This is a genomic window from Bacillus sp. DE0042, assembly GCF_007680225.1.
GTDB classification, from domain to species: Bacteria; Bacillota; Bacilli; order Bacillales; family Bacillaceae_G; genus Bacillus_A; species Bacillus_A wiedmannii.
In genome coordinates this window covers 1,408,275-1,428,641 of sequence record NZ_VEJP01000001.1, presented here as the reverse complement: position 1 = coordinate 1,428,641, position 20,367 = coordinate 1,408,275, and the positions used below count along the sequence as shown (strand labels likewise).

Genomic DNA, 20,367 nt, shown 5'->3' with positions numbered 1-20,367 from the left:
AAGTAGCTCCTAAAGAGCTACTTTTTAATTTGTAATAATTTCTACACGAAAATTATTACCGTTCTTTACATATTTAATATCTGTAACGATACGGACTGTTTTTAAAATCTCCACTTTTTCACCAATTCGAGGGATAGTGGGAACATTATCCCAAATGCCAAGCAAGTCGTCTAATTGTGCCGTTTTTTCATAAAACCAGATTTTCAATGTAAAGCCCCTTTCTCGAACTTTATGTATTTTAATACATAATATATTATTTTTATTCTTATTGTAAGGGGTTTTTTTGTGTTTTATGAATAAAAATAAATTAAGCTTCTGGGAAGATATGTTCAATATCAGGAGTAAGAGATACTTCTGATAATACGATATGAGAAACTGTCGTTGCATATGAAGAAACATCATTGATAAAATCTTCAAGTTCAACGAGTGAAGGAACAGAAATTTTTACAATGTAGCATAAGCTTCCTGTTACTCGGTAACAAAAACTTGCAGATGGATAAGACTGAATAAACTGTTGCATACGTGTTGTATCACCGTTTTTTAAAGTGATTTCTAAAATACAATCTAAAACAAGTCCTGCTTTTTTATAATCGATATCGATTGTGTACTTTTGAATCACGCCTTCACTTTCAAGTTTGCGAACACGTTCTGCAGTAGACGGAGCAGATAAGTTTACTCGTTTCGCCAATTCACGCATGGAAAGGCGACTATCATTATATAATTCATTTAAAATCTTTCGATCGACACGGTCTAGTTGCATTTGTAAATATACCTCCAGTAAAATAATAATTTTTGTAAAGAAAAAATATGAATTAAGATTCATATGAAATGTAAAGTGAACTTCATTTATTTTACAATAAAACAGAAGGAAATAGGAGGGAAAATGATGGAGAGAATTTCATTATCAAATGTAGGAGATACAAAGTTTCAAAATTTATTAGGCCATAATCTGGATATATTACATTCGTGGAGTACGTTAGAGGATACACTGTACAATAAAGGAACACTTTCAGCAGAGTTGAAGGAGCAAGTGAGAAGAACATTAGCGTATGGGAATGAATGTCCGTACTGCATGGCAAAGGGAAGACCTGATGATGTGCAAAAGGCAGAGGAGATTAGTGTAGCCGTTACTTTTGCGCATACATTTGTTCATGATCGAAAGGCGATAGATGATAATATGTTTCATGTATTAAAACAATATTGGACGGAAAAAGAAATTGTAGAACTTTGCGCTTATATTTGTTTTATTACTGCGTCGCAGCAACTTGGTTTTGTATTTCAACTACAACCAAATTAAGGAGAAAATGATGACTAATCAAATAGCACTTATCATAATTGATGTACAAAAGGCGTTTCAATTACCATACTGGGGTGAGAGAAATAATCTTTTTGCTGAAGAAAATATGAAAAATTTATTAGAAGAATGGAGAAGAAGGAAGCGACCAGTTTTTCATATTCAACATGTAAATAAAGAAGATGTTCAGTCGATGTTTTATCAACAAGCAGAAACAGTAAACTTTAAAGAAGAAGTGAAACCACTGCCAGATGAAATAATTATCCGGAAATCCGTTAATAGCGCGTTCATTGGGACAAATTTAGAAGAACAATTAAGAGAGCAAAAATGTAATACGGTAGTGATTGTAGGATTAACGACAAATCATTGTGTGGAGACTACAACACGAATGGCAGGTAATTTAGGATTTACAACGTATTTAGTGAGCGATGCGACGGCTACATTCAATCGTAAAGGTCTGGACGGGGCAGAGTATAGTGCAGAGGACATTCACAATATGACACTTGTAAACTTACATGATGAATTTGCTACGATTGTAACGACAAAAGAAGTATTAAAATTATTTTAAGAAAATAATTGCGAATTATGTAGAAAAAAATAAGAATATTTCGTATAATCTAAGTACAATCATTTTGAAATAGGGGTGGCATCATATGGAGCAAATTCCGGTAAAGAGAATAGAAGAAGTACTTGTTGTAGCAGGGGACGATAAACAGAAGCAAAAGGAATTTTATGAATTGCTCTTATCTACTGAGTTTTATGTTGCTGGTTCACTAGAAGCAGAGGACGGGGCAACAGAAGGAATACTTCGCTTGCGTCATTTCCAAGGAGAGGGTAGATGGATCGTTCCGTTCTTTACACAAATGGAATTTGTAAAAGACGTGTTGCCAGAAGGAACGCCCCTTATTACGATACGTGGAAAAGAATTATTTGGTAGCATTGAGAAAGATGCTACAGCAGTATTAAATGTTGGCACTGATATAAGTAAAACATTTATTCCAGAAGAAGTTGCAGATATCGCATCTGGACGAATTTTTAATTATTATAAATAAAAGGAAAAGCGGAATCGCTTTTCCTTTTTAATTTGAATACGGATTGGCTACGCCAGAAGAAATAGAGAGTGTTTTATTATTTGTATTTATTGTCGCTGTAGCTCCAAGAGGAATCCCGATGTTTGGGTTTATATGTCCAATCGGTAAACCGAATAGGACAGGTATATGATATGGTGCGAAATATTCATATAGTATTGTTTGCAATGATTGAGATGGTTTAGAAGGAGTGCAGTCGTGACAACTTGTAAAAATAACACCGCTACATTCATTAAACTTGCCAGATAAAAGTAGCTGATTTAACATGCGGTCAATGCGATACGGTTCTTCCCCAATGTCTTCAAGCAACAAAAGTTTATTAGCCGTATTTATCTCATAGGGTGAGCCAATTATACTCGTTAATACAGTTAAATTCCCTCCCGCCAATGTGCCTGTAACTGTACATGGAGAGGTAGGTACGATACATTCTGAAGCAGATAAGATGTTTGAATACGGATGGAATAGTTGATTGAAAGAAGATAAAGAAAGAGAATCTACACCTTTACCTAATTCTTCAACCATTGGACCATGAAAAGTAACAAGCTTTGCATAACGTGAAAAGGCAGTATGTAAAGCTGTAATATCGCTATATCCCCAAAAGATTTTTGGATTCTGCTGAATGATTTCATATTGAATGTGAGGGAGGAGACGGGCACTTCCATAACCACCTCGTGCACAGAAAATGGCCTTTACTTCATTATTTGTAAATGCTCCATGTATATCATCGAGCCGAACTTGATCACTTCCAGCTAAATATCCATATTTCTCATAAACACTCTTCCCGATTACTACAGATAAACCCATTTCTTGTAATAGGGTTACCCCTTTTAATACATTTTCAATTGTTGGTGGGCCGGACGGTGCAATAATCATTACTGTATCACCTTGTTGTAACGCATTTGGATATATCATTGTTTTCAGCCTCCTTCCCTTTCAATATATTCGCTTCCTATGAAGTTCAACCCTTGTAAAAGAAGGGGAAAGTTTGTCAAATAAAGAAGATATAAGGGGAATAGGAGGAGAAATGATGTTTACAAGTCGCGTAATAGATCTATTACAAATTAAGTATCCCATCATTCAAGCAGGTATGGCAGGTGCGATTACGACGCCTGATCTTGTTGCAGCTGTAAGTAATAGCGGAGGACTAGGAACGCTTGGAGCAGGCTATATGAGCCCTGAGCAAATTCGTGAAGCAATTTATAAAATAAGGGAACGAACTGATAAGCCTTTCGGTGTTAATTTACTGTTAACGAAAGAGATACAGATAGAAGAAGAGAAAGTAAACTTGGCAAAGGTATTACTTAGCGGGATGAATAGAGAATTCGGTATAGGGGAAGAAGAGGCGATAAAGCTCCCCAAAAGCTATAAAGAACAATTACAAGTGTTAATAGAAGAAAACGTACCAGTCGTTAGCTTTGCATTTCAAACGTTAGAAAAAGAAGAAATAGGTGACTTAAAAAGAAGAGGAATAAAAGTTATCGGAACAGCTACTCATGTGACAGAGGCGAGGGTGCTTGCTGAATTAGGAGTAGACATTATTGTCGGTCAAGGTAGTGAGGCAGGAGGGCATAGAGGAACGTTTATTGGGAAAGAACAGGACGCTATGATTGGTACGTTTGCATTAATTCCACAGTTAGTAGCAGCAGTCCCGCATATCCCGATTGTTGCAGCAGGTGGTGTAATGAACGGACAAGGGCTTGTTGCAGCATTTACACTGGGGGCAGAAGCTGTTCAAATGGGATCAGCCTTTTTAACGAGTGAAGAAAGTATTACGCATGATGTGTATAAAGAAGCAGTGTTACATAGTACAGATACGAGTACAACTGTGACCCGTGCGTTTTCCGGGAAATATGCGCGGGGTATTCGTAATGAATTTATAGAGAGACATGAAGGGAAAGAAGAAGGGCTTCCGATGTATCCAGTGCAAAATGTATTAACCTCTAAAATACGCCAAGAAGCAGCAAAACAAAATAAAGGAGAATACATGTCGCTTTGGGCAGGGCAAGCGTCATCATTAGCACGAATAGAATCAGCTCAGCATGTAGTGGAGCGAGTTATGAAAGAAGCAGAGAACGTAATCGAACAATTACAAAATATATATAGAAAAAGACCACTTGAATAATTCAAGTGGTCTTTTCATTAGTTTGCTTTATAAAATTGTTGGATGGCCTCATCGATATAAACCCAGCCTTTCCAACCTAAATGCATATGATCTTTTAAGAAATATTTATCATACTCATGATTCGAGAAGTCGGCAATTGGATAGCCAGCTTTCTCAATTTGCTCATGAACTTTCTTATAGTACAATTCGCGACGTTCTTTCGGGAAGCCAGCGTAATCGTACCAAGGACCTTTTACAGGAACAGAAATGAAGAGTGGTTTTGCACCAGATTGTTTTAATAAATCAAGTACAATTTGTAAATCTTCATATTCTGGCGATTGATCATAAGCATCATTTTTTAAGTAGCCTTCACGTTGCTTTAATTTCTTCTTAATTTTGCTATTGAAGTAATCATCTTCGATACCATATTCGTTAGATCCTGATTCTACAGCACCAGTTTGATCTGCATGTTTACGAGCCTCGTCCCAATTCATTTGTTTTAATGAAGGGTCAAGTTTTTCTTTATGCGGTTTAATATCAAACATTGCTGTAAATAAATCTTTACGATCTAAAATGTTACGATAAATATAAGCGAAAGGTTTAGCAGCAAGTGCTTTTACTTTATGCTTTGTATCATCATAAACGATACCTTCAAGCGAAATTTTTAGTAAAGTTTCTTTCTTAACAATCTCAAAGTTTAATAAACGTTTTGCGATTTGCTTTTTCATTTCAGGCTTTAAGTCATCATTGAAAAGCAAGTGATAGCCTTGTTGTTTTGAGAAGTTAGGTGCAAAGTGTGTTTCATCAATACCTTGTGGTACAAACCATTGCGGAGAAAGAACGAATACCATTTTCTTATCTTTCAATTGATCCATTGTAGATGCAAAGTTTAACACATGTACAAGGTCTTGTGTTCCCCCGCGTCCAAGCAGGAATGGTGTGAACCCTTCAGGCTTTACTTTGAAATAATTTGATGGATGGAAAGCATCCATACGTGCGAATTCCGATGAACCGTACATCGGAAGGTATTTCGGGTCTGCTAACATCTTTTGCTGTAAAATCATACTTTGAATCTTTTCTTCTTTTAAAGAAGTGGCAGCTTGTTCTACTTTTTCATCACTTAAAAGTGGAAGTAGGAAGCGCGTTGGAATAAGTAAGAATACAGCAAAAAGGGCCAATGCTAAAAGCATCGGACCGAATTTTGCTTTGTTCATCGGATTTCTTCCAACTTCTTAATAACCATGTTTGGTGTAGCCCACTCGTCACGGTCAAAATCAGAAATAGAAACTTCAATATCTAAACGCTCTTGGAATTCAACTAATAAAGATACTACAGCGAAAGAATCAAGAATACCTTCTTCAAATAATTGAACATCTAAGTTTTCTTTCACAATATCGTTTTCACATACTTCTTCTAAAATATCTAATACTTGCTCTTTGAATTCTGCCATTTTTAAAATCTCCTTTATATCCGAAATATATTATATGTGCAACTTCTTAGTAGTATAAGAAGGGTGCATTAAAAGTATCTGTTAAGGTGTCCAGAGAAAATTAGGAAACCGAAACATACAACGTGGAACGTAATTACAATCGCAAGGACATGTGTAAATTTATTGTTTGGCCAAAACTTATGCTTCTTGTTTTTTCGTTCGAAAATATCGAATAAAATAAACAGTGCGGCATGATATAGACCATAAATAACATACTGCGCAACAGCGCTTCCTTGGATGTGCCAAATTCCCATGATGAAGAAGTTTAAAAATGCACCGATATACGAAATTGTGTAGCGGTTTTTAATTAACTTTTTCTTCGTTGCAAAAAAGACGAAACGCATGTAAATAAAATCACGGAACCAGAATGATAAACTCATGTGCCAGCGGTTCCAGAAGTCTTTAATGTTACGACTAAGGAATGGCTTATTAAAGTTTTCAGGAGTTTTAATTCCCATCATGTAACTGATACCAATTACGAACGCACTATAACCTGCAAAGTCAAAGAATAATTGCATGCTAGTAGCATACATAAAAATCGTATTAGATAAAAGTGTATCTTGATTGGCGAATACTGCCTTTACAAGATATGTTGTTATCAAGTGCGCGATTATAAATTTATACAGAAAACCTTGAAAAATACGGTTAAGCCCTGTATATAGTAACTTTTGATATTCTTCAGCGCTAGGTGGCTTTTGGATATCTTTTTGGAATCTACGGTAACGATCGATAGGTCCACTTGAAATCGCAGGGAAGAATAAAACAAACTCCCAGAAATTAAAGAAGGAAAGTTCTTTAATTAAATTATCACGAACTTCAAAGACCATTTGTACAGCTCTAAATGTTACGTAAGACATACCTGCGAAAACAATAAAATGTAATTCAGGTACAAATGGTGCGATTTTTGCCAAAATAAGTGGCAAAATCGATAAAATAACAGCTATACAAAACATGAATGTACTATTATTTTGTTTTCTTAAAATTAAATAGCCTTTAATTAGGGCATATTGCCAAATAATAAATGCGGCTAACATAATCGCTTGCTTCGGTTTATCCGAGAAGATAATAGCAATCATGACTAATGTTAAAACGGCATTATATTTACGCAACATTTTACCTTTTAATCCAGCTATGATAGTAGGTATTAATAAAATGCCCACTATAGCGAAAAAATAAAATGATCCATATGCGGTCATGCTGTAACCTCACTCAATAATTTTTTGCGATCTACCTTTCCATTTGGTGTCATTGGAATAGAAGATTGATACATGAATTTACGTGGAATCATGTAGTTTGGTAACCGCTCATTGAGTTCTTTTTTAATTGCAGATGTTAATTTGAATTCTTTTTCAAATGAATGTTCGCCAGGAACAACAACCGCTAATAAATAATCGTATTTCTCACCTTTTTTAATTGGAACGATAACTGCTCCTTCTACGTAAGAACACGCACGAAGGTGATGCTCAATTTCTTCTAATTCCATTCGATAACCATGCAGCTTAATTTGGAAATCAAGACGACCATTATAGAATAGAAGACCATTTTCAACATAGCCAGCATCGCCTGTTTTATAGGCACGCTCACCGTCAATCATAGTAAATGCTTTTTCTGTTAATTCAGGGCTTCCTAAATATCCAACGCTTACGCTTGGACCGACAATTACGATTTCACCTTTTTCACCATCAGGTGCCATGGTGCCATCTTCTTTCATAATAAGAAGGCGGCAGTCTGATTTACAGTAGCCAACTGGAAGTGATTTGTATTGATCAAGCACTTCTTCTGTAACGTGAATACCTGTTACAGCGACAGTAGCTTCTGTTGGACCGTACGTATTCATAATTGTCGCTTTCGGGAAACGCTCAATTAATTTTCTAGCTACTTCATTTGGTAACACTTCACCGCAGAATAAGAATGTTTTCATGTTCGGTAGCATACTCTCAGAGAAAGATGCTTCCATTAAACACATCTCTGCGAAAGATGGTGTTGAAGTCCATACTTGTATATCCGATTGCTCTAAAGAAGCAAACAAGTCTTTTGGACGTGCAATCATATCTTTATCGATTGCCCAAAGTGTACCACCTGTTACTAATGATGGGTAAATATCCATGACAGATAAATCGAATGAGAAAGGTGCTTGGTTTAAGAATACTTGTCCTGTTTGTAAGTTGAAATCTTCTACAGCCCATTTTGTAAAGCTTACAAGGCAGTTATAAGTAATCTGAACCCCTTTCGGATTACCTGTGCTTCCTGATGTGTAAATAATGTAGAAGTTCTCATCACCTTTTACCGCATGTTCAGGATTTGGAGTGTTCCCTTTATGAGTAAAGAAAATATCTTTTAAGTTGTCTTCACTTACAATGCGAACTGGTAAATCAGTTACAGTTACTTCAGTTCCTGATAAAAGTAGTTTCGCACCAGAATTTTCAGCGATACGTTGTACACGATCAGCTGGGATAGATAAATCTACAGGAATATAAGCGTGTCCAGCTTTTACACATCCTAAAAAGTTAATAATCATTTCAGGTTGCATATGGCCATACACCATAATTGGTGAACGATCATCTGGATACTCAGAAGAAATCCAATGTGCTAACGCATCAGAATCTTCCTTTAATTGTTTGTACGTAATTTTCGCATCTCGCCAAACAAAAGCAGTTTGATCAGGCGTTTCAATAGCCCACTTTTCAATTTGTTCTAATAACTTCATAACGTTCCCACCCTAAAATTCGTTGTAAATAAATGTACTTGTGTTTGTATCATGGAATCCATACAACCAAAGTAATGCAAATAAAATTGCAAGGTAATAAACCGTCTTTGCAACCCATTGTGTGAGTGGTCGAGACCATATCTCTTTTAATCTTTCCATGTCTTTCCCTCTCTTAATGAAATGATAGCTCTTTGTAGGTATCATGTCCTACATTATTGTGAAAAAAACAAAATTCCACATTTTAGGTAAAAATAAGTCAAAAGGCTCTTTTCTGATATTAGCACTAAATACTAAAAAAGAAAATCCCTAACTTAGCAATTATATTACATTCAGTATGAATTTGTAATGGGTTTGACATGTAAATAGGAAGTGGATTGTGTGAATGTATAAAAGTGGTCTGGGAGAATGTATAGAAATGTAATATTTGTTTGAGTTTTTCATAGTTAATGTATGAATTGTTAAAGTTTCATAAGAGGAGGAATTTCTGATGAAGAGGATGTGGAAGGATCTTATTTCAGAAGAAAACATTATAAAATGGAGACAGCATTTTCATAAATATCCGGAATTATCATTTCATGAAAAAGAAACTTCACAATTTATATATGAAACATTATGTTCATTTTCTTCTTTTGAAGTAACGAGACCGACGAAGTATAGTGTACTAGCAATTAAAAGAGGGACGGGACAAGGGAAAGTAGTTGCGATTCGAGCTGATATAGATGCTTTACCAATTCAAGAGGAGACAAGGAAATCTTATACGTCTGTGAATAAAGGAATGATGCATGCATGTGGGCATGATGCTCACGCAGCTATTTTGTTAAGTACAGCAGAGGTGCTATCAAATATAAAGGAAGATTTTGTAGGTGAGATTCGTCTCTTCTTTCAGCACGCAGAAGAGGTGTATCCTGGCGGGGGACAAGAAATGGTTGAGGCAGGCGTGATGGATGGTGTTGATTATGTAATAGGTTTACATGTTATGTCTGGATTGGAGAGCGGGAAAATCGGAATTGCGTATGGGCCGATGATGGCGGCACCGGACGTATTTACAGTTGAAATTCAAGGGAAAGGAGGGCATGCGGCGAGGCCAGAAGAAACGATAGATCCTATTGCTATCGGAGCACAGATTATTACAAATTTACAACATATCGTATCAAGAAATACAAGTGCTTTCATGCAAAGGGTCGTTTCAGTTACACAGTTTCATGGGGGAATAGCTGATAATATTATTCCTAGTGCAGCAACTTTAATGGGAACTGTTCGCTCATTTAATCAAGCATTAAGGGTGGAAGCAGAAGAGAAAATTGAGAAAATCGTGAAAGGAATTACAAAAGCACATGGAGGGAAGTATACATATACGTATCGATATGGATATGATCCGGTTATTAATGATGAATATATTACGAAAGTAGTAGAAGAAAGTGCACTATATTTGTTTGGGAATGAGCGTGTTGTGAAGCTTGAACCTTCTATGGGAGGAGAAGATTTTTCAGCATATTTAAGAAAAGCACCGGGTTGCTTCATTAAATTGGGGACGGGAAATGAAAAGGTAGATACTTGTTATCCACATCATCATCCAAAATTTGATGTAGATGAAGCAGCTTTAATTTATGGAGTGGAATTATTTCTAGAGACAGCGATAAGATTACTAAAATCGTAGAAAAGTATAAAAAAAGGCAACTGCGCTCTATCGCAGTTGCTTTTATTTCTTTCCGTCAGAGAGGGCTGAGAAAGAACTATGCTCATTTATAGTATATGAATAGCTAACGGACAAGCTTGTACATTTTAATCATTTTTTAAAAAATAGTTGTTGACAGTGATAATCAATGTCAATTAATCTAAAGGTAGTTGAAATTGATAATTATTATCAATAGGATGGATGCGACATGTTAATGAGAAAAAAATTTCACCTTCTGCGGAGGGGATTAAAAAATAAAAATAAAGATGTTGATCAGCATATGGAATGGCAACGAAATGTAATTCGATCTGAATATGTAGATGAGAAGAGTACACTTCTAACAGAAAAAGAGATACAAGGTAAAAGGAGAGATTTAGTTGAGTAAGTTAGTAATGATTTTTGCAAGTATGAGTGGAAATACAGAGGAAATGGCTGATCATATTGCGGGTGCAATTCGTGAAACAGAAAATGAAATTGAAGTTGTCGATATTATGGATTCACCAGAAGCTTCTATGTTAGAACAGTATGATGGAATTATTTTAGGTGCTTACACTTGGGGAGACGGTGACCTTCCTGATGATTTCTTAGATTTTTATGACGCAATGGATTCTATTGATTTAACTGGGAAAAAAGCGGCAGTATTCGGGTCATGTGATTCAGCTTATCCGAAGTACGGCGTGGCGGTTGACATTTTAATAGAAAAGCTACAAGAGCGCGGAGCTGCAGTTGTGTTAGAAGGACTAAAAGTAGAATTAACGCCAGAAGATGAAGATGTAGAAAAATGTTTACAGTTTGGAGCTGAATTTGTAAAACACCTTTCTTAATGGCAGAAGGGAGATGAAGAGCAAGTGCACGAGAAAATCGCAATCAAAACGATGACAGATTATCATTTGTATGATTTTATGCGTTGCCCGCATAAATTTTATTTTCGTCATATAAAAAGAAGAGAACCTTCTTCGTTTGAATGGCAACAAATCGCACAAATGATTGTGAATCGAATTATTAACGAATATTACACACTACCTGCGGGCCAACAAACGAGAATCGTACTTTTAATATTAATAGAAAAGTATTGGAAAAAAGTAAGGATTAATATGTTTGCTTCGAAGACGGAGTATTATATTGTGTTAGCGAAGCTAACAGATCACTTATTACAATTTGTTGAAAGAGATGATAGTCAGACACCGCCGTTATTTTTATATGAAAAATTTCAAACATATATGGAAGAGCTAGGTGTCCACATGTCATTGACATTAGAAGTTGGTGAGTGGAGTACTGAGTCGTTTGTAATTAAAAAGTATGTTGTCGATGCGGATGAGGAAATGCTTGCTCTTTGTCAAAAGTTAATGACAGTATTCAATTATAAAGCTTTTGGCATTCTTCCCGGAAAAATTGAAGTTATTAATTTAATAGAAGGAACTAAGTATGAGTACATTCCGAAACAGGAAGATATTATAACTGGAATGGCTGATTTATCTAGAATGAAAGAAATGTTGCAGCAACCTGAGCATTATACAGAGCGTCATTTTCGTTCTGAGTGTATGAGTTGTGCGTTTCGTAGTGAATGCCAAAGGGAAGAAGCAAAGAAAGAAGCGAAACAGAAGAAAAATATCGTACATTAAAGGATGCAATTTTGCATCCTTTTTTGTTATTGACATGAAAAGCTTTTCATCATTTACCGTATATTTGTAGCAGATTTTAATAAAGGGAGGAATAATCAATGGAAGATGAAACGAAAGTATTTCAATGGTTAAAAGAACAGAATGCTCCTTTTGGAATTCAACTGAAAATTTTACAAGCATTTCAACTGTATCAAGTTATTGTTGAAATGGATAAAAAATTAATGATGTATGAGGAGAGAGATTATAGGGAGAGAATGTAATCTCATCCCTGTAGTATTACTTTCAGTTGTTCTATACCTGCTAGAAATTCAAGTTCATTCTTTGTTTCAAAGTTATAAATCATATTATGTAGTAAAGGACTGTATTGATAAAAACTCGTGATGCGGTGAATGAGTAATGGATCATGGTGTGAAATAAGCGTACTGTAATGTTCATATACTGATGTAGTAAATTCATGTCCGAAATCATAATATAGCCCAGCAAAATCAAAGGCGGGATCTCCAATTTGAGCATCACCAAAATCGATAATACCTGAAATGGTTTTATTTTGGTGATCAAATAAAATGTGATGATGTGTAAAGTCAGCGTGAATAATTGTATTTTGAAAAGTGGATGTATCGATACATGTAAAGAAATTTTCAAATAACCGATTTAAAGATGATTTCTGTAACGAAGTAAGACTGTTAGTAACATACTGATTTAACTTAGTTTGTAGCTCTTTCCAGTAGGTCAGTGTTTTTTCTATAGGGAATTTTAATGCCTTCACACGCTTTAAAGGAATACTATGTAGAGCCGCAAGGAAAGTCGCTAATTGTGTAATAATTACTTCAAGTTCTTTTTTTTCTAGCTTGGTAACTATTTCTTTTTTAAACGGTTCACCATGAATGAGAGTATAGTAACTACAAAGTGGAAAAGTATCAGCATCATTTTTATATAATAGGTGATACTTTGGAACCTCGATTTCTTGTAGCAAATGAGAGAGAATTATGCACAGTTCTTTTTCTAAAGGAATTCGCATTGCATATTCTTGTTTTCGCGGGAAACGAAACAGTAGCTCCTCATTTACTATAACCGCTACATTATCCCATCCTTCTTCATTTTGTTTATCCGACATTAACGGGCAGTAAAACTCCCACCTCAAAATTCGGCTGGAGCAAAGAAGTTAGGTGGGAGATCAACTGCCCGTAAATGTCTGATTGGTTTAACTAATAATCAGTGGGGGATGAACAAAAACCCCGCTGATTATAGTTTCACTTTATATGAATGTATAGAAAGATTAGGCAAAGCTTCTTTTATATATTGTTTGTAAGAGTCCATAATTGTTCCTCATTTCTATGTTAACTTATTCCACTTCATGATATCAGAATTTTCTTTCTATATGTTAAAATATACCTATCATTATGAAGAAGGGCGGGAGTATTATGAAGAAAAGACTATTAATCACTTCTTTATGTATCGCTTTTGGATTGTTTTGGTCATATAAAGAGGAGGTTTTTGCTAGCTTTAAACCGATTGATCAGTACGGATTAAATAATGAATTAAAGAACAAAAGTATAGAAACTTTAACTCATAATGAAATGAAAAAGGTAGGAGAACATTTTGTGACAGAGCAATTATCAGTGTTTGAGCTTAATAATAAAGAAGATGTGAAACGAAAAGGTGAAGAACTATTTGTAAATAGAGGATATGAACAATTAATAGGAAATTATTATCCAAATCGGTTTCGGGATTTAGAGTATAAATTTATAAACGAGGACATACGTGAAGTGACGGATGAAAGTTTTCGTTATCAAACTGCAGCGTACGTTGCGGGTACTGAAAATGGTAAGAGAAGCGAAATGAAATTGAATTATGAAATGAAAATTGTAAAGGTTAATAATATATTTAAGGTGTTAGAACAAAAGCAGTATGTACAATAAAGTGAAACATGAATCAGTGCTACAAATAGCGGATAAAAAAATCCCCCAGTTCTTTGAGGGATTCTAAAGGTTTTCATTTTGTTGACCAAGTTCTTTTTGAGCAATATATAAATTTCCTTGCTCGACTTGTTTTTGAGTAAGAACAGAATCACCTGCATATCCTTTTTCTGTTTTTACAGTTCTTTTCGAACGATTGGAATTTTGTTTCTTCATATTAATGACCACCTTCCATCAAAAGTAAACGAAAATGATAAGCACAAGTAGTACTGCAGCGAAAATGGTAATACCCATTAAAAAAGAAGTGTTTTTATTTTTAGGTGGCTTATGTACATCTTGTCGATATCCAGGTGAAATTTCAGGGGCGAATTCTTCATCGAATGATTGCTTTTTTTCTTTTTCGTCCATATGTATCCACCTTTCTTTTTCATTATGTTATACGTTCAAAGAAAAAATATGCATAAAGAAAACCGCCCTCTATCGTGAGCGGCGGTTTTCTGTTGTATATTTTCTTTGAACTTGAAAGAGACGGACAAGAAGGAAAGTGGCACCAAATGCTAGACCGATAATAAGACCGATCCAATATCCTTTTGCTGCCCAGTCAGTATACGTTGCTAATATGTAACCGAGAGGGAGACCTATTACCCAATAAGCGATTAATGTCATAATTAAGGAAACATTTACGTCTTTATAACCACGTAGTGCCCCTTGTACAGGAGTTGCAATTGCATCTGAAATTTGAAATAAAATCGCAAATATAAGAAATTCTTTTGCTAAATGATGAACTTGTATATCTGTCGTATAAATAGAAGCAATTGCATCATCAAAGAAATAGAGAAGAATTGAATATAATAGGGCGAATGCAAGTGCTAAGCCAATCCCGATAAATCCATATTGTTTTGCGTTATTGTATCGCTTTGCTCCAACTTCGAATCCAACAGCGATGGTCATTGCCATTGCTAAACTTAAAGGAGTCATATATAACAAGGAAGCGAAGTTCATAGCTGCTTGATGAGCTGCGATTGTTGTCGTACTAAAATTACTCATCATAAGTGTCACCGCAGCGAAAATACTTGTTTCAAAAAAGATAGCAAATCCGATAGGGACGCCAAGTTTTAAGAATTCAGTCCAACTTGAAAGAGAAGGACGATATAATTGTTTAAAGATATTGAAAGATGCGAAAGGTTCTTTCGTACGAATAATAATAACGGTAATAATTAAAATGCACCAATAGGTTGCTGCAGAAGCAATTGCCGCTCCAACACCACCGAGTTTTGGAAAACCGAAATGACCAAAAATTAATACATAATTTAATACTACGTTAATTGGTAATGATAGTAATGTAATGATCATCGTTGTGCGAGTTTTTCCTAATGCATCAATAAACCCGCGTAAAACAGTGTAAGTAAATAAAGGGATAATTCCAATTGCAATAATACTTAAAAATTGTGCCGCAATACGTTCTACAGGTTCTTCCAGGCGCATGCCGTTTAAAATAGGTGAAACAGCGAAGAAACCGATAAGGATGACCACGAAACTAGCACAAATTGCTAAATATACTGCTTGTATGACAACTTGGGGAACATCCTCTTTTTTCTTTGATCCAACGAGCTGCGCAACAATTGGAGTAGTAGCCATTAAAATTCCTGTTAATCCGGTACTAACGGGAAGCCATATACTTGTTCCGATAGCAACACCCGCTAAATCAATAGGACTTGCGTGCCCTGACATTGTCGTATCGAAAAAACTCATTGAAAATAATGACATTTGCGTTACGAAAATCGGGAAAAATAGTAATACAAATTGCTTTAATTTTTGTGAGAATGAATTAGTTTCTTTCATAAAATCCCCTTTCCGCTAAAAAAACAAACTCTTACTATCATACAATTTAATCAAAAAATAGAAAAGAAATACGCGCATACAACATGTACAATCAATAAAAAAAGGATGCACTTTAAAAGGGGATAAGGTATTATGATAAGGTGTGAAAAATTACATATTCGTTATTAAGGAGGCACTACTCGTGGCTGATTGGTTAATTGGAATAATCATGGGTGCTGTTGAAGGTTTAACAGAGTTTTTACCAGTTTCATCAACAGGACATATGATTTTAACAGGTCATTTACTTGGATTTGACGACGAGAGAGCGAAAGTTTTCGAAGTTGTTATTCAATTGGGATCGATTTTAGCAGTTGTTGTTATATTTTGGAAGCGTCTATGGTCTTTAGTAGGTATAGGGAAAGTAACAGAGGGACCATCGTTAAATTTATTACATATTATTATCGGGATGATTCCTGCCGGCGTACTTGGCGTATTGTTCCATAGTGCGATTAAAGAAGTTTTATTTGGGCCAGGCCCAGTTGTCATCAGTTTAGTGGCTGGTGGTATTTTAATGATTGTTGCTGAGAAGTTTTCGAAACCAAGTACAGCAAGAACATTAGATGAAATCACATATAAGCAAGCTTTTACAATTGGAATGTTCCAATGTTTAGCGCTTTGGCCAGGATTTTCTCGTTCTGGTTCTACAATAAGTGGTGGTTTATTAGCTCGCGTGTCACATACGGCGGCGGCTGAATATACATTTATTTTAGCAGTACCAATGATGGTAGCTGCAAGTGGTTTAGATTTAATTAAAAGCTGGGATATATTAAGTACGGCTGATATCCCATTATTTGCAACAGGATTTATTACAGCATTCGTTGTTGCGATGCTTGCAATTGTTTCATTCTTAAAATTATTAGGTCGTGTAAAACTAACACCGTTCGCTTACTACCGTTTCATTTTAGCTGCGGTATTCTATTTCTTCATTATGTAATAAAAAAACTGCCGAGTTCGGCAGTTTTTTTATTTTACTACTTTTTCCATCATGCTTTCCATTACATGTTCCCAAAGAGAAGTATCATCCGCTAATGTAGCACGGAAATTAGCGTACATTTCTTTTTGTTTTTCTTCGAATGTTGGATCTTCTTTTGCAGGTAATGTAGCGCGCATTGAAGTTACTAACTCTTGTACTTTTGGAGCGCGTGGTCCCCAAACGGATTGTTCATTTCCATCTTTATCAATGAAAATAAAAATTGGAATGGCACGTGCTGTTCCATTTGTTAAATATTGATCCATTAATTCTAAGTTTTCATCGCGAATTAATAATCTCATATCAATATTTGCAACTTCAGAAATTCGTTTCATAACAGGTACGCATAAAAGAGCGTCACCACACCAATCAGCTGTTAATACGATAACACGCCAGCCATCATTTTGGCGTTCTTCTAATACAGGAAGTAATTCATTTGGAATTAAAAAGTTATTGTAAATGTGCAGTAGCTCGTATTGATTTACTTTCATTTCATTCACATATGTATCAAAGGACATACCTTTATCAGCCCATTGTTGTAAGTTCATAAGTAACACCTCTTTAGTATGATTTGTTTTCATTGTACCAATTTTTATATAGAAAAGCTTGTATTCTTACTCCTTCTTGTCACTTAATAATTTATTTAATAGGAAAAGGAATAGTACGACACATAATTCAGCAATGTTGGACAGTTGAACACTCTCTATCCAATCGTCGGCAGTATGAATGACGAACCAATCTAGCGTAATTTCAATGATTGTAAAAAGAGTAATAGCCAGCCAATTTGGCATGTTTTTTGTCATTGGATATAGCAACGCCTTGAGGAAACCGAAGATAAAGAATGTAATACCGTCTAAGAAAGTGATTAATAAAAAAAATAGAAGTAAAGCAGTGCGTGATCTATACTCTATACCTGTAATATGAAAGATTCCTACATATACAAAGAATATAAATGCAAAAATTATAATGAGAAACAGAATAACAAAACCAATAATCAAAGTCTTATCTTTTAGATTGAGATTAGAAAATTTGTCTTCTTCACTCACTATTCCATATCCTTTTTCTGGAAATTTAATTTTGTTGTATCATGAAATGTATATTAAAAAACTACGGATTATGGGGAAATAAGGTGACAAAAAGTAAGATTTCATGTAAAATTATTAATAAGGTTTTTATTTAACTAAATGAAATAAAAGGGGCTGTCAAAATTGTCTCAAAATCGAGAGCAATTAATGGAAGAACTATCGACAAATGTTTTTGCTATGTTTCGCACGTTGCGTAATGATATTGGAAAAATATTTGGTGGTTACATACCGTGGAATGAGTTCATCGTCCTTAGAATATTGAACCGTACGAATAAAGAAATGGTATCACGTGTAGCTAATGAGTTAAATGTGTCGAATAGTCATATTACAGCTGTTACAGAAAAATTAATTAATAAAGGCTTTGTGACCCGTTCACGTTCTACATCAGATCGCAGAGTTGTATATTTAGAGATTACAGAGCAAGGAAAAGATTTAGTTGCAAAAATGGAAGGGGAGAAAAAGAAATATTTACAAGAAAGATTCTCCGCACTTTCAGAAGAAGAAATGAATATAATGATAGCTATTTCTAAAAAACTTATTTAAGTCATTACAAGTAAGAAAACGCTTACGCATTAAAGGAGAAGACCTTCCCTATGTGAGGAAGGTCTTCTTTCGTATGTAAAAGATTATAAAAAAGAAAATATGTAACATACTACTAGTAAAGGAAGGGGGCAAAAATATGACAAATCGAAATGGTAGTAAAGGGAGCGGAAATCAAGGCTCACCAAAATCAGGACAATTTCAGCAGGAGTTTAGTGCGGAATTTGATACTGGTAATGATAACAAAGGAAAAGAATATCGTTCGAAAAAAGGAAGTAAATCAAAAAAGGAGTGAATCATTTCACTCCTTTTTTTTATTTAAGATGCTGCAGATTGATCTGTATTATATTTTTCTTCTGATTTTGCGACGATCATTGCACAAATTGCATCACCGGAAATATTTACAGCTGTTCGTGACATATCTAGAATGCGGTCAATACCGATAATTAAGGCAATACCTTCTACCGGTAGATTTACTTGATTTAAAACCATCGTAAGCATTACAAGTCCAACACCTGGTACACCAGCAGTACCGATACTAGCTAGTACAGCAGTTAATACGACGACAGCTAATTGGGACATAGTAAGCTCAACTCCGTATACTTGAGCGATAAACACAGTTGCTACACCTTGCATAATGGCAGTACCATCCATATTAATCGTTGCACCCAGTGGTTGTACAAAAGAACTTATCGCTTTTGGAACACCAAGTTTTTCTTGTGCTGTTTTCATTGCAAATGGAAGAGATGCATTAGAGCTAGATGTACTAAACCCAATTGCCATTACCGGTCCGAAATGTTTAAAGAAACGGACAATGCTTTCTTTTGCTAATACCTTTAATAATCCGCCATACACGAAGACGCCGTGAATAATAAGTACTAGCATAACGACAATCATATACTTGAACATCGCAGCGACGCCTGCAAGACCCATTTTACCAACGGATGAAGCGAGCAATCCAAATGTTCCGATTGGAGCTAATTTCATAACGAGATTAACAAGATACATCATTAATTCGTTGCCCTGTTCAAGTAATGAATGGATACCTTGGACCCGTTTTCCTAAAATAGCTATACCGAGTCCGATTAATACGGCAAAGGCAATAATTTGTAACATGTTTCCATCAGCCATCGCTTTGCTGGGTTATCTGGTACGATATTTAGCAATGTATCGACGAAAGATGTTTCGGTTTTTGCCCCTTCATATTTAAGCCCTTCTGTTTTAAAGTTACCGCCAGATCCTGGTTGAATAATCAGTGCAAATGTAACTGCAATAGAGATAGCAACGGCTGTAGTTACAAGAAAGAATGAAATTGATTTTAAGCCGATTCTTCCAAGTTGTTTCGGGTCTCCAAGCCCAGCAGCCCCAAGCACGATAGAAATGAATACAACAGGAACAACTAGCATTTTAATGAGGCGAATAAACAATTGACCAAGTGGATTGAACACAAATTGATTTAATGGTTCAAAAATGGATGGTGCAGCTAAATTTAAAGTGAGTCCAACAACTAAACCGAGAAATAATGCAATTAAGATTACTTTTGTTTGTTTCAATAAAACCCCCCTTATTTTTGTGAAATTGCTTTCTACATTAATTGTACCGAAAAACTACCTATTTTGACAGTATTTTCTGAATATTCCGTGTAAAATTTGTATTTAAATATAGATTGCTTTTGCTAAAGTAAGCAAAAAAGTTGAGGAATCTAGTTAGAAAACAAAGTAGACCATCACATAGGATGGTCAAGGAAGGGGACAATTTATGTCAATTTAATTAGGGATGGAAGCCATTCAAAGACACTGGGGAATGTCTTATAAATTAGGGAGGAACAGCTTCGGTACATATACTATAAAAGTTGGATGTGACCAGGGTGTGAATATAGAGTGAAAGAGAGAGGGAGTTTTAAATAAGAGGTAGAGTAAACAAAAAATAAGACCATCACAAAAGAGATGGTCAAGGAAGGGGACAATTTATGTCAATTTAATTAGGGATGGAAGCTATT

General features: G+C 35.3%; 27 protein-coding genes and 1 pseudogene. 13 read left to right on the top strand and 15 right to left on the bottom strand.

The features are described 5' to 3' along the window. Positions 1-24 precede the first annotated feature (24 nt). Together FS802_RS07090 and FS802_RS07085 are read right to left on the bottom strand one after the other, a co-directional pair. A complete protein-coding gene (locus tag FS802_RS07090) occupies positions 25-207 on the bottom strand; it encodes a DUF3913 family protein (RefSeq protein WP_000707104.1) in 183 nt (60 codons plus the stop codon). 100 nt (positions 208-307) lie between these two features. Beyond that, positions 308-760 (bottom strand): Lrp/AsnC family transcriptional regulator, encoded by a 453-nt coding sequence (locus FS802_RS07085; RefSeq protein WP_001175491.1) that lies wholly within the window; start codon positions 758-760, stop codon positions 308-310. A 123-nt stretch (positions 761-883) separates the two neighbouring features. On the opposite strand from FS802_RS07085, the gene FS802_RS07080 reads away from it, so the two are divergent. The 3 genes from FS802_RS07080 to FS802_RS07070 all read left to right on the top strand — a co-directional run bounded on the left by FS802_RS07080 (position 884) and on the right by FS802_RS07070 (position 2,346). Then, positions 884-1,297: a carboxymuconolactone decarboxylase family protein gene (locus tag FS802_RS07080; protein ID WP_098653912.1), complete on the top strand. Its 414-nt coding sequence runs from the start codon at positions 884-886 to the stop codon at positions 1,295-1,297. A gap of 10 nt (positions 1,298-1,307) precedes the next feature. Next, positions 1,308-1,862 carry a cysteine hydrolase family protein gene (locus FS802_RS07075; protein ID WP_141546010.1) on the top strand — a complete coding sequence of 185 codons (555 nt, stop codon included), beginning with the start codon at positions 1,308-1,310 and terminating at the stop codon, positions 1,860-1,862. Between the two features lie 85 nt (positions 1,863-1,947). After that, positions 1,948-2,346, top strand: a complete 399-nt coding sequence (locus FS802_RS07070; protein ID WP_000435201.1) for an SseB family protein — start codon at positions 1,948-1,950, stop codon at positions 2,344-2,346. Between the two features lie 27 nt (positions 2,347-2,373). Here the strand turns inward: FS802_RS07070 and FS802_RS07065 are convergent, their stop codons facing one another. Continuing rightward, on the bottom strand, positions 2,374-3,294 hold the full coding sequence (locus FS802_RS07065) for a S66 peptidase family protein (RefSeq protein WP_098653910.1): 921 nt from the start codon (positions 3,292-3,294) through the stop codon (positions 2,374-2,376). 115 nt (positions 3,295-3,409) lie between these two features. Here FS802_RS07065 and FS802_RS07060 point away from each other — a divergent pair, with 115 nt between their 5' ends. Next, the gene (locus FS802_RS07060; RefSeq protein ID WP_098653909.1) at positions 3,410-4,504 is read left to right on the top strand and encodes an NAD(P)H-dependent flavin oxidoreductase; all 1,095 of its coding nucleotides are present in this window, start codon (positions 3,410-3,412) and stop codon (positions 4,502-4,504) included. A gap of 17 nt (positions 4,505-4,521) precedes the next feature. Here FS802_RS07060 and dltD read toward each other — a convergent pair whose 3' ends face one another. The 5 genes from dltD to FS802_RS07035 form a co-directional block, all read right to left on the bottom strand. Then, a complete protein-coding gene (gene dltD / locus FS802_RS07055) occupies positions 4,522-5,697 on the bottom strand; it encodes a D-alanyl-lipoteichoic acid biosynthesis protein DltD (RefSeq protein ID WP_001030275.1) in 1,176 nt (391 codons plus the stop codon). Then, positions 5,694-5,933 (bottom strand): D-alanine--poly(phosphoribitol) ligase subunit DltC, encoded by a 240-nt coding sequence (gene dltC / locus FS802_RS07050; RefSeq protein ID WP_000807310.1) that lies wholly within the window; start codon positions 5,931-5,933, stop codon positions 5,694-5,696. The genes dltD and dltC overlap by 4 nt, the downstream gene beginning before the upstream one ends. A 68-nt stretch (positions 5,934-6,001) precedes the next feature. Next, a complete protein-coding gene (gene dltB, locus FS802_RS07045) occupies positions 6,002-7,168 on the bottom strand; it encodes a D-alanyl-lipoteichoic acid biosynthesis protein DltB (protein WP_087979907.1) in 1,167 nt (388 codons plus the stop codon). Beyond that, positions 7,165-8,679 (bottom strand): D-alanine--poly(phosphoribitol) ligase subunit DltA, encoded by a 1,515-nt coding sequence (gene dltA, locus FS802_RS07040; RefSeq protein ID WP_098653908.1) that lies wholly within the window; start codon positions 8,677-8,679, stop codon positions 7,165-7,167. Before dltA ends, dltB begins: the two co-directional genes overlap by 4 nt. A gap of 12 nt (positions 8,680-8,691) precedes the next feature. Next, positions 8,692-8,838: a teichoic acid D-Ala incorporation-associated protein DltX gene (locus tag FS802_RS07035; RefSeq protein WP_000440293.1), complete on the bottom strand. Its 147-nt coding sequence runs from the start codon at positions 8,836-8,838 to the stop codon at positions 8,692-8,694. Positions 8,839-9,166: 328 nt separating this feature from the next. On the opposite strand from FS802_RS07035, the gene amaA reads away from it, so the two are divergent. From amaA to FS802_RS30980, 5 genes are all read left to right on the top strand, one after another. Further along, positions 9,167-10,336: an N-acyl-aliphatic-L-amino acid amidohydrolase gene (gene amaA / locus FS802_RS07030; protein WP_098653907.1), complete on the top strand. Its 1,170-nt coding sequence runs from the start codon at positions 9,167-9,169 to the stop codon at positions 10,334-10,336. 226 nt (positions 10,337-10,562) lie between these two features. Continuing rightward, complete coding sequence (locus FS802_RS30985) at positions 10,563-10,739, top strand: hypothetical protein (RefSeq protein WP_098653906.1); 177 nt, start codon at positions 10,563-10,565, stop codon at positions 10,737-10,739. Next, positions 10,732-11,178: a flavodoxin gene (locus FS802_RS07025; protein WP_098653905.1), complete on the top strand. Its 447-nt coding sequence runs from the start codon at positions 10,732-10,734 to the stop codon at positions 11,176-11,178. Before FS802_RS30985 ends, FS802_RS07025 begins: the two co-directional genes overlap by 8 nt. A gap of 24 nt (positions 11,179-11,202) precedes the next feature. Further along, positions 11,203-11,976 carry a hypothetical protein gene (locus FS802_RS07020; protein WP_098653904.1) on the top strand — a complete coding sequence of 258 codons (774 nt, stop codon included), beginning with the start codon at positions 11,203-11,205 and terminating at the stop codon, positions 11,974-11,976. 98 nt (positions 11,977-12,074) lie between these two features. Continuing rightward, on the top strand, positions 12,075-12,236 hold the full coding sequence (locus tag FS802_RS30980) for a hypothetical protein (RefSeq protein ID WP_098653903.1): 162 nt from the start codon (positions 12,075-12,077) through the stop codon (positions 12,234-12,236). Between the two features lie 2 nt (positions 12,237-12,238). On the opposite strand, the gene FS802_RS07015 is transcribed toward FS802_RS30980, so the two are convergent. Beyond that, on the bottom strand, positions 12,239-13,090 hold the full coding sequence (locus tag FS802_RS07015) for an aminoglycoside phosphotransferase family protein (RefSeq protein ID WP_098653902.1): 852 nt from the start codon (positions 13,088-13,090) through the stop codon (positions 12,239-12,241). Between the two features lie 286 nt (positions 13,091-13,376). Here FS802_RS07015 and FS802_RS07010 point away from each other — a divergent pair, with 286 nt between their 5' ends. Then, entirely contained in the window at positions 13,377-13,895 is a 519-nt protein-coding gene (locus tag FS802_RS07010; protein WP_098653901.1) for a biotin transporter BioY, read from the top strand. Between the two features lie 63 nt (positions 13,896-13,958). Here the strand turns inward: FS802_RS07010 and FS802_RS30975 are convergent, their stop codons facing one another. From FS802_RS30975 to FS802_RS07000, 3 genes are all read right to left on the bottom strand, one after another. After that, positions 13,959-14,108: a hypothetical protein gene (locus FS802_RS30975; RefSeq protein WP_000744621.1), complete on the bottom strand. Its 150-nt coding sequence runs from the start codon at positions 14,106-14,108 to the stop codon at positions 13,959-13,961. Between the two features lie 18 nt (positions 14,109-14,126). After that, positions 14,127-14,300: a hypothetical protein gene (locus FS802_RS07005; protein ID WP_000343557.1), complete on the bottom strand. Its 174-nt coding sequence runs from the start codon at positions 14,298-14,300 to the stop codon at positions 14,127-14,129. Positions 14,301-14,369: 69 nt separating this feature from the next. Beyond that, on the bottom strand, positions 14,370-15,734 hold the full coding sequence (locus FS802_RS07000; protein WP_098653900.1) for an MATE family efflux transporter: 1,365 nt from the start codon (positions 15,732-15,734) through the stop codon (positions 14,370-14,372). Between the two features lie 181 nt (positions 15,735-15,915). Here FS802_RS07000 and uppP point away from each other — a divergent pair, with 181 nt between their 5' ends. Next, positions 15,916-16,707: a bacitracin resistance undecaprenyl-diphosphatase gene (uppP, locus tag FS802_RS06995; RefSeq protein ID WP_098653899.1), complete on the top strand. Its 792-nt coding sequence runs from the start codon at positions 15,916-15,918 to the stop codon at positions 16,705-16,707. A 29-nt stretch (positions 16,708-16,736) separates the two neighbouring features. Here the strand turns inward: uppP and FS802_RS06990 are convergent, their stop codons facing one another. Beyond that, positions 16,737-17,324, bottom strand: coding sequence for a thioredoxin family protein (locus FS802_RS06990; RefSeq protein WP_098653898.1), 588 nt, complete (start codon positions 17,322-17,324; stop codon positions 16,737-16,739). Between the two features lie 33 nt (positions 17,325-17,357). Next, positions 17,358-17,789: a YrvL family regulatory protein gene (locus tag FS802_RS06985; RefSeq protein WP_098653897.1), complete on the bottom strand. Its 432-nt coding sequence runs from the start codon at positions 17,787-17,789 to the stop codon at positions 17,358-17,360. A 162-nt stretch (positions 17,790-17,951) separates the two neighbouring features. Between FS802_RS06985 and FS802_RS06980 the strand changes: the two genes are divergently transcribed. Both FS802_RS06980 and FS802_RS06975 read left to right on the top strand, forming a co-directional pair. Beyond that, on the top strand, positions 17,952-18,371 hold the full coding sequence (locus FS802_RS06980; protein WP_000081441.1) for a MarR family winged helix-turn-helix transcriptional regulator: 420 nt from the start codon (positions 17,952-17,954) through the stop codon (positions 18,369-18,371). A gap of 136 nt (positions 18,372-18,507) precedes the next feature. Further along, positions 18,508-18,663: a hypothetical protein gene (locus tag FS802_RS06975; protein ID WP_000184929.1), complete on the top strand. Its 156-nt coding sequence runs from the start codon at positions 18,508-18,510 to the stop codon at positions 18,661-18,663. A gap of 23 nt (positions 18,664-18,686) precedes the next feature. Here FS802_RS06975 and FS802_RS06970 read toward each other — a convergent pair. Beyond that, a pseudogene (locus FS802_RS06970) lies at positions 18,687-19,921 on the bottom strand (dicarboxylate/amino acid:cation symporter). Positions 19,922-20,367 lie beyond the last annotated feature (446 nt).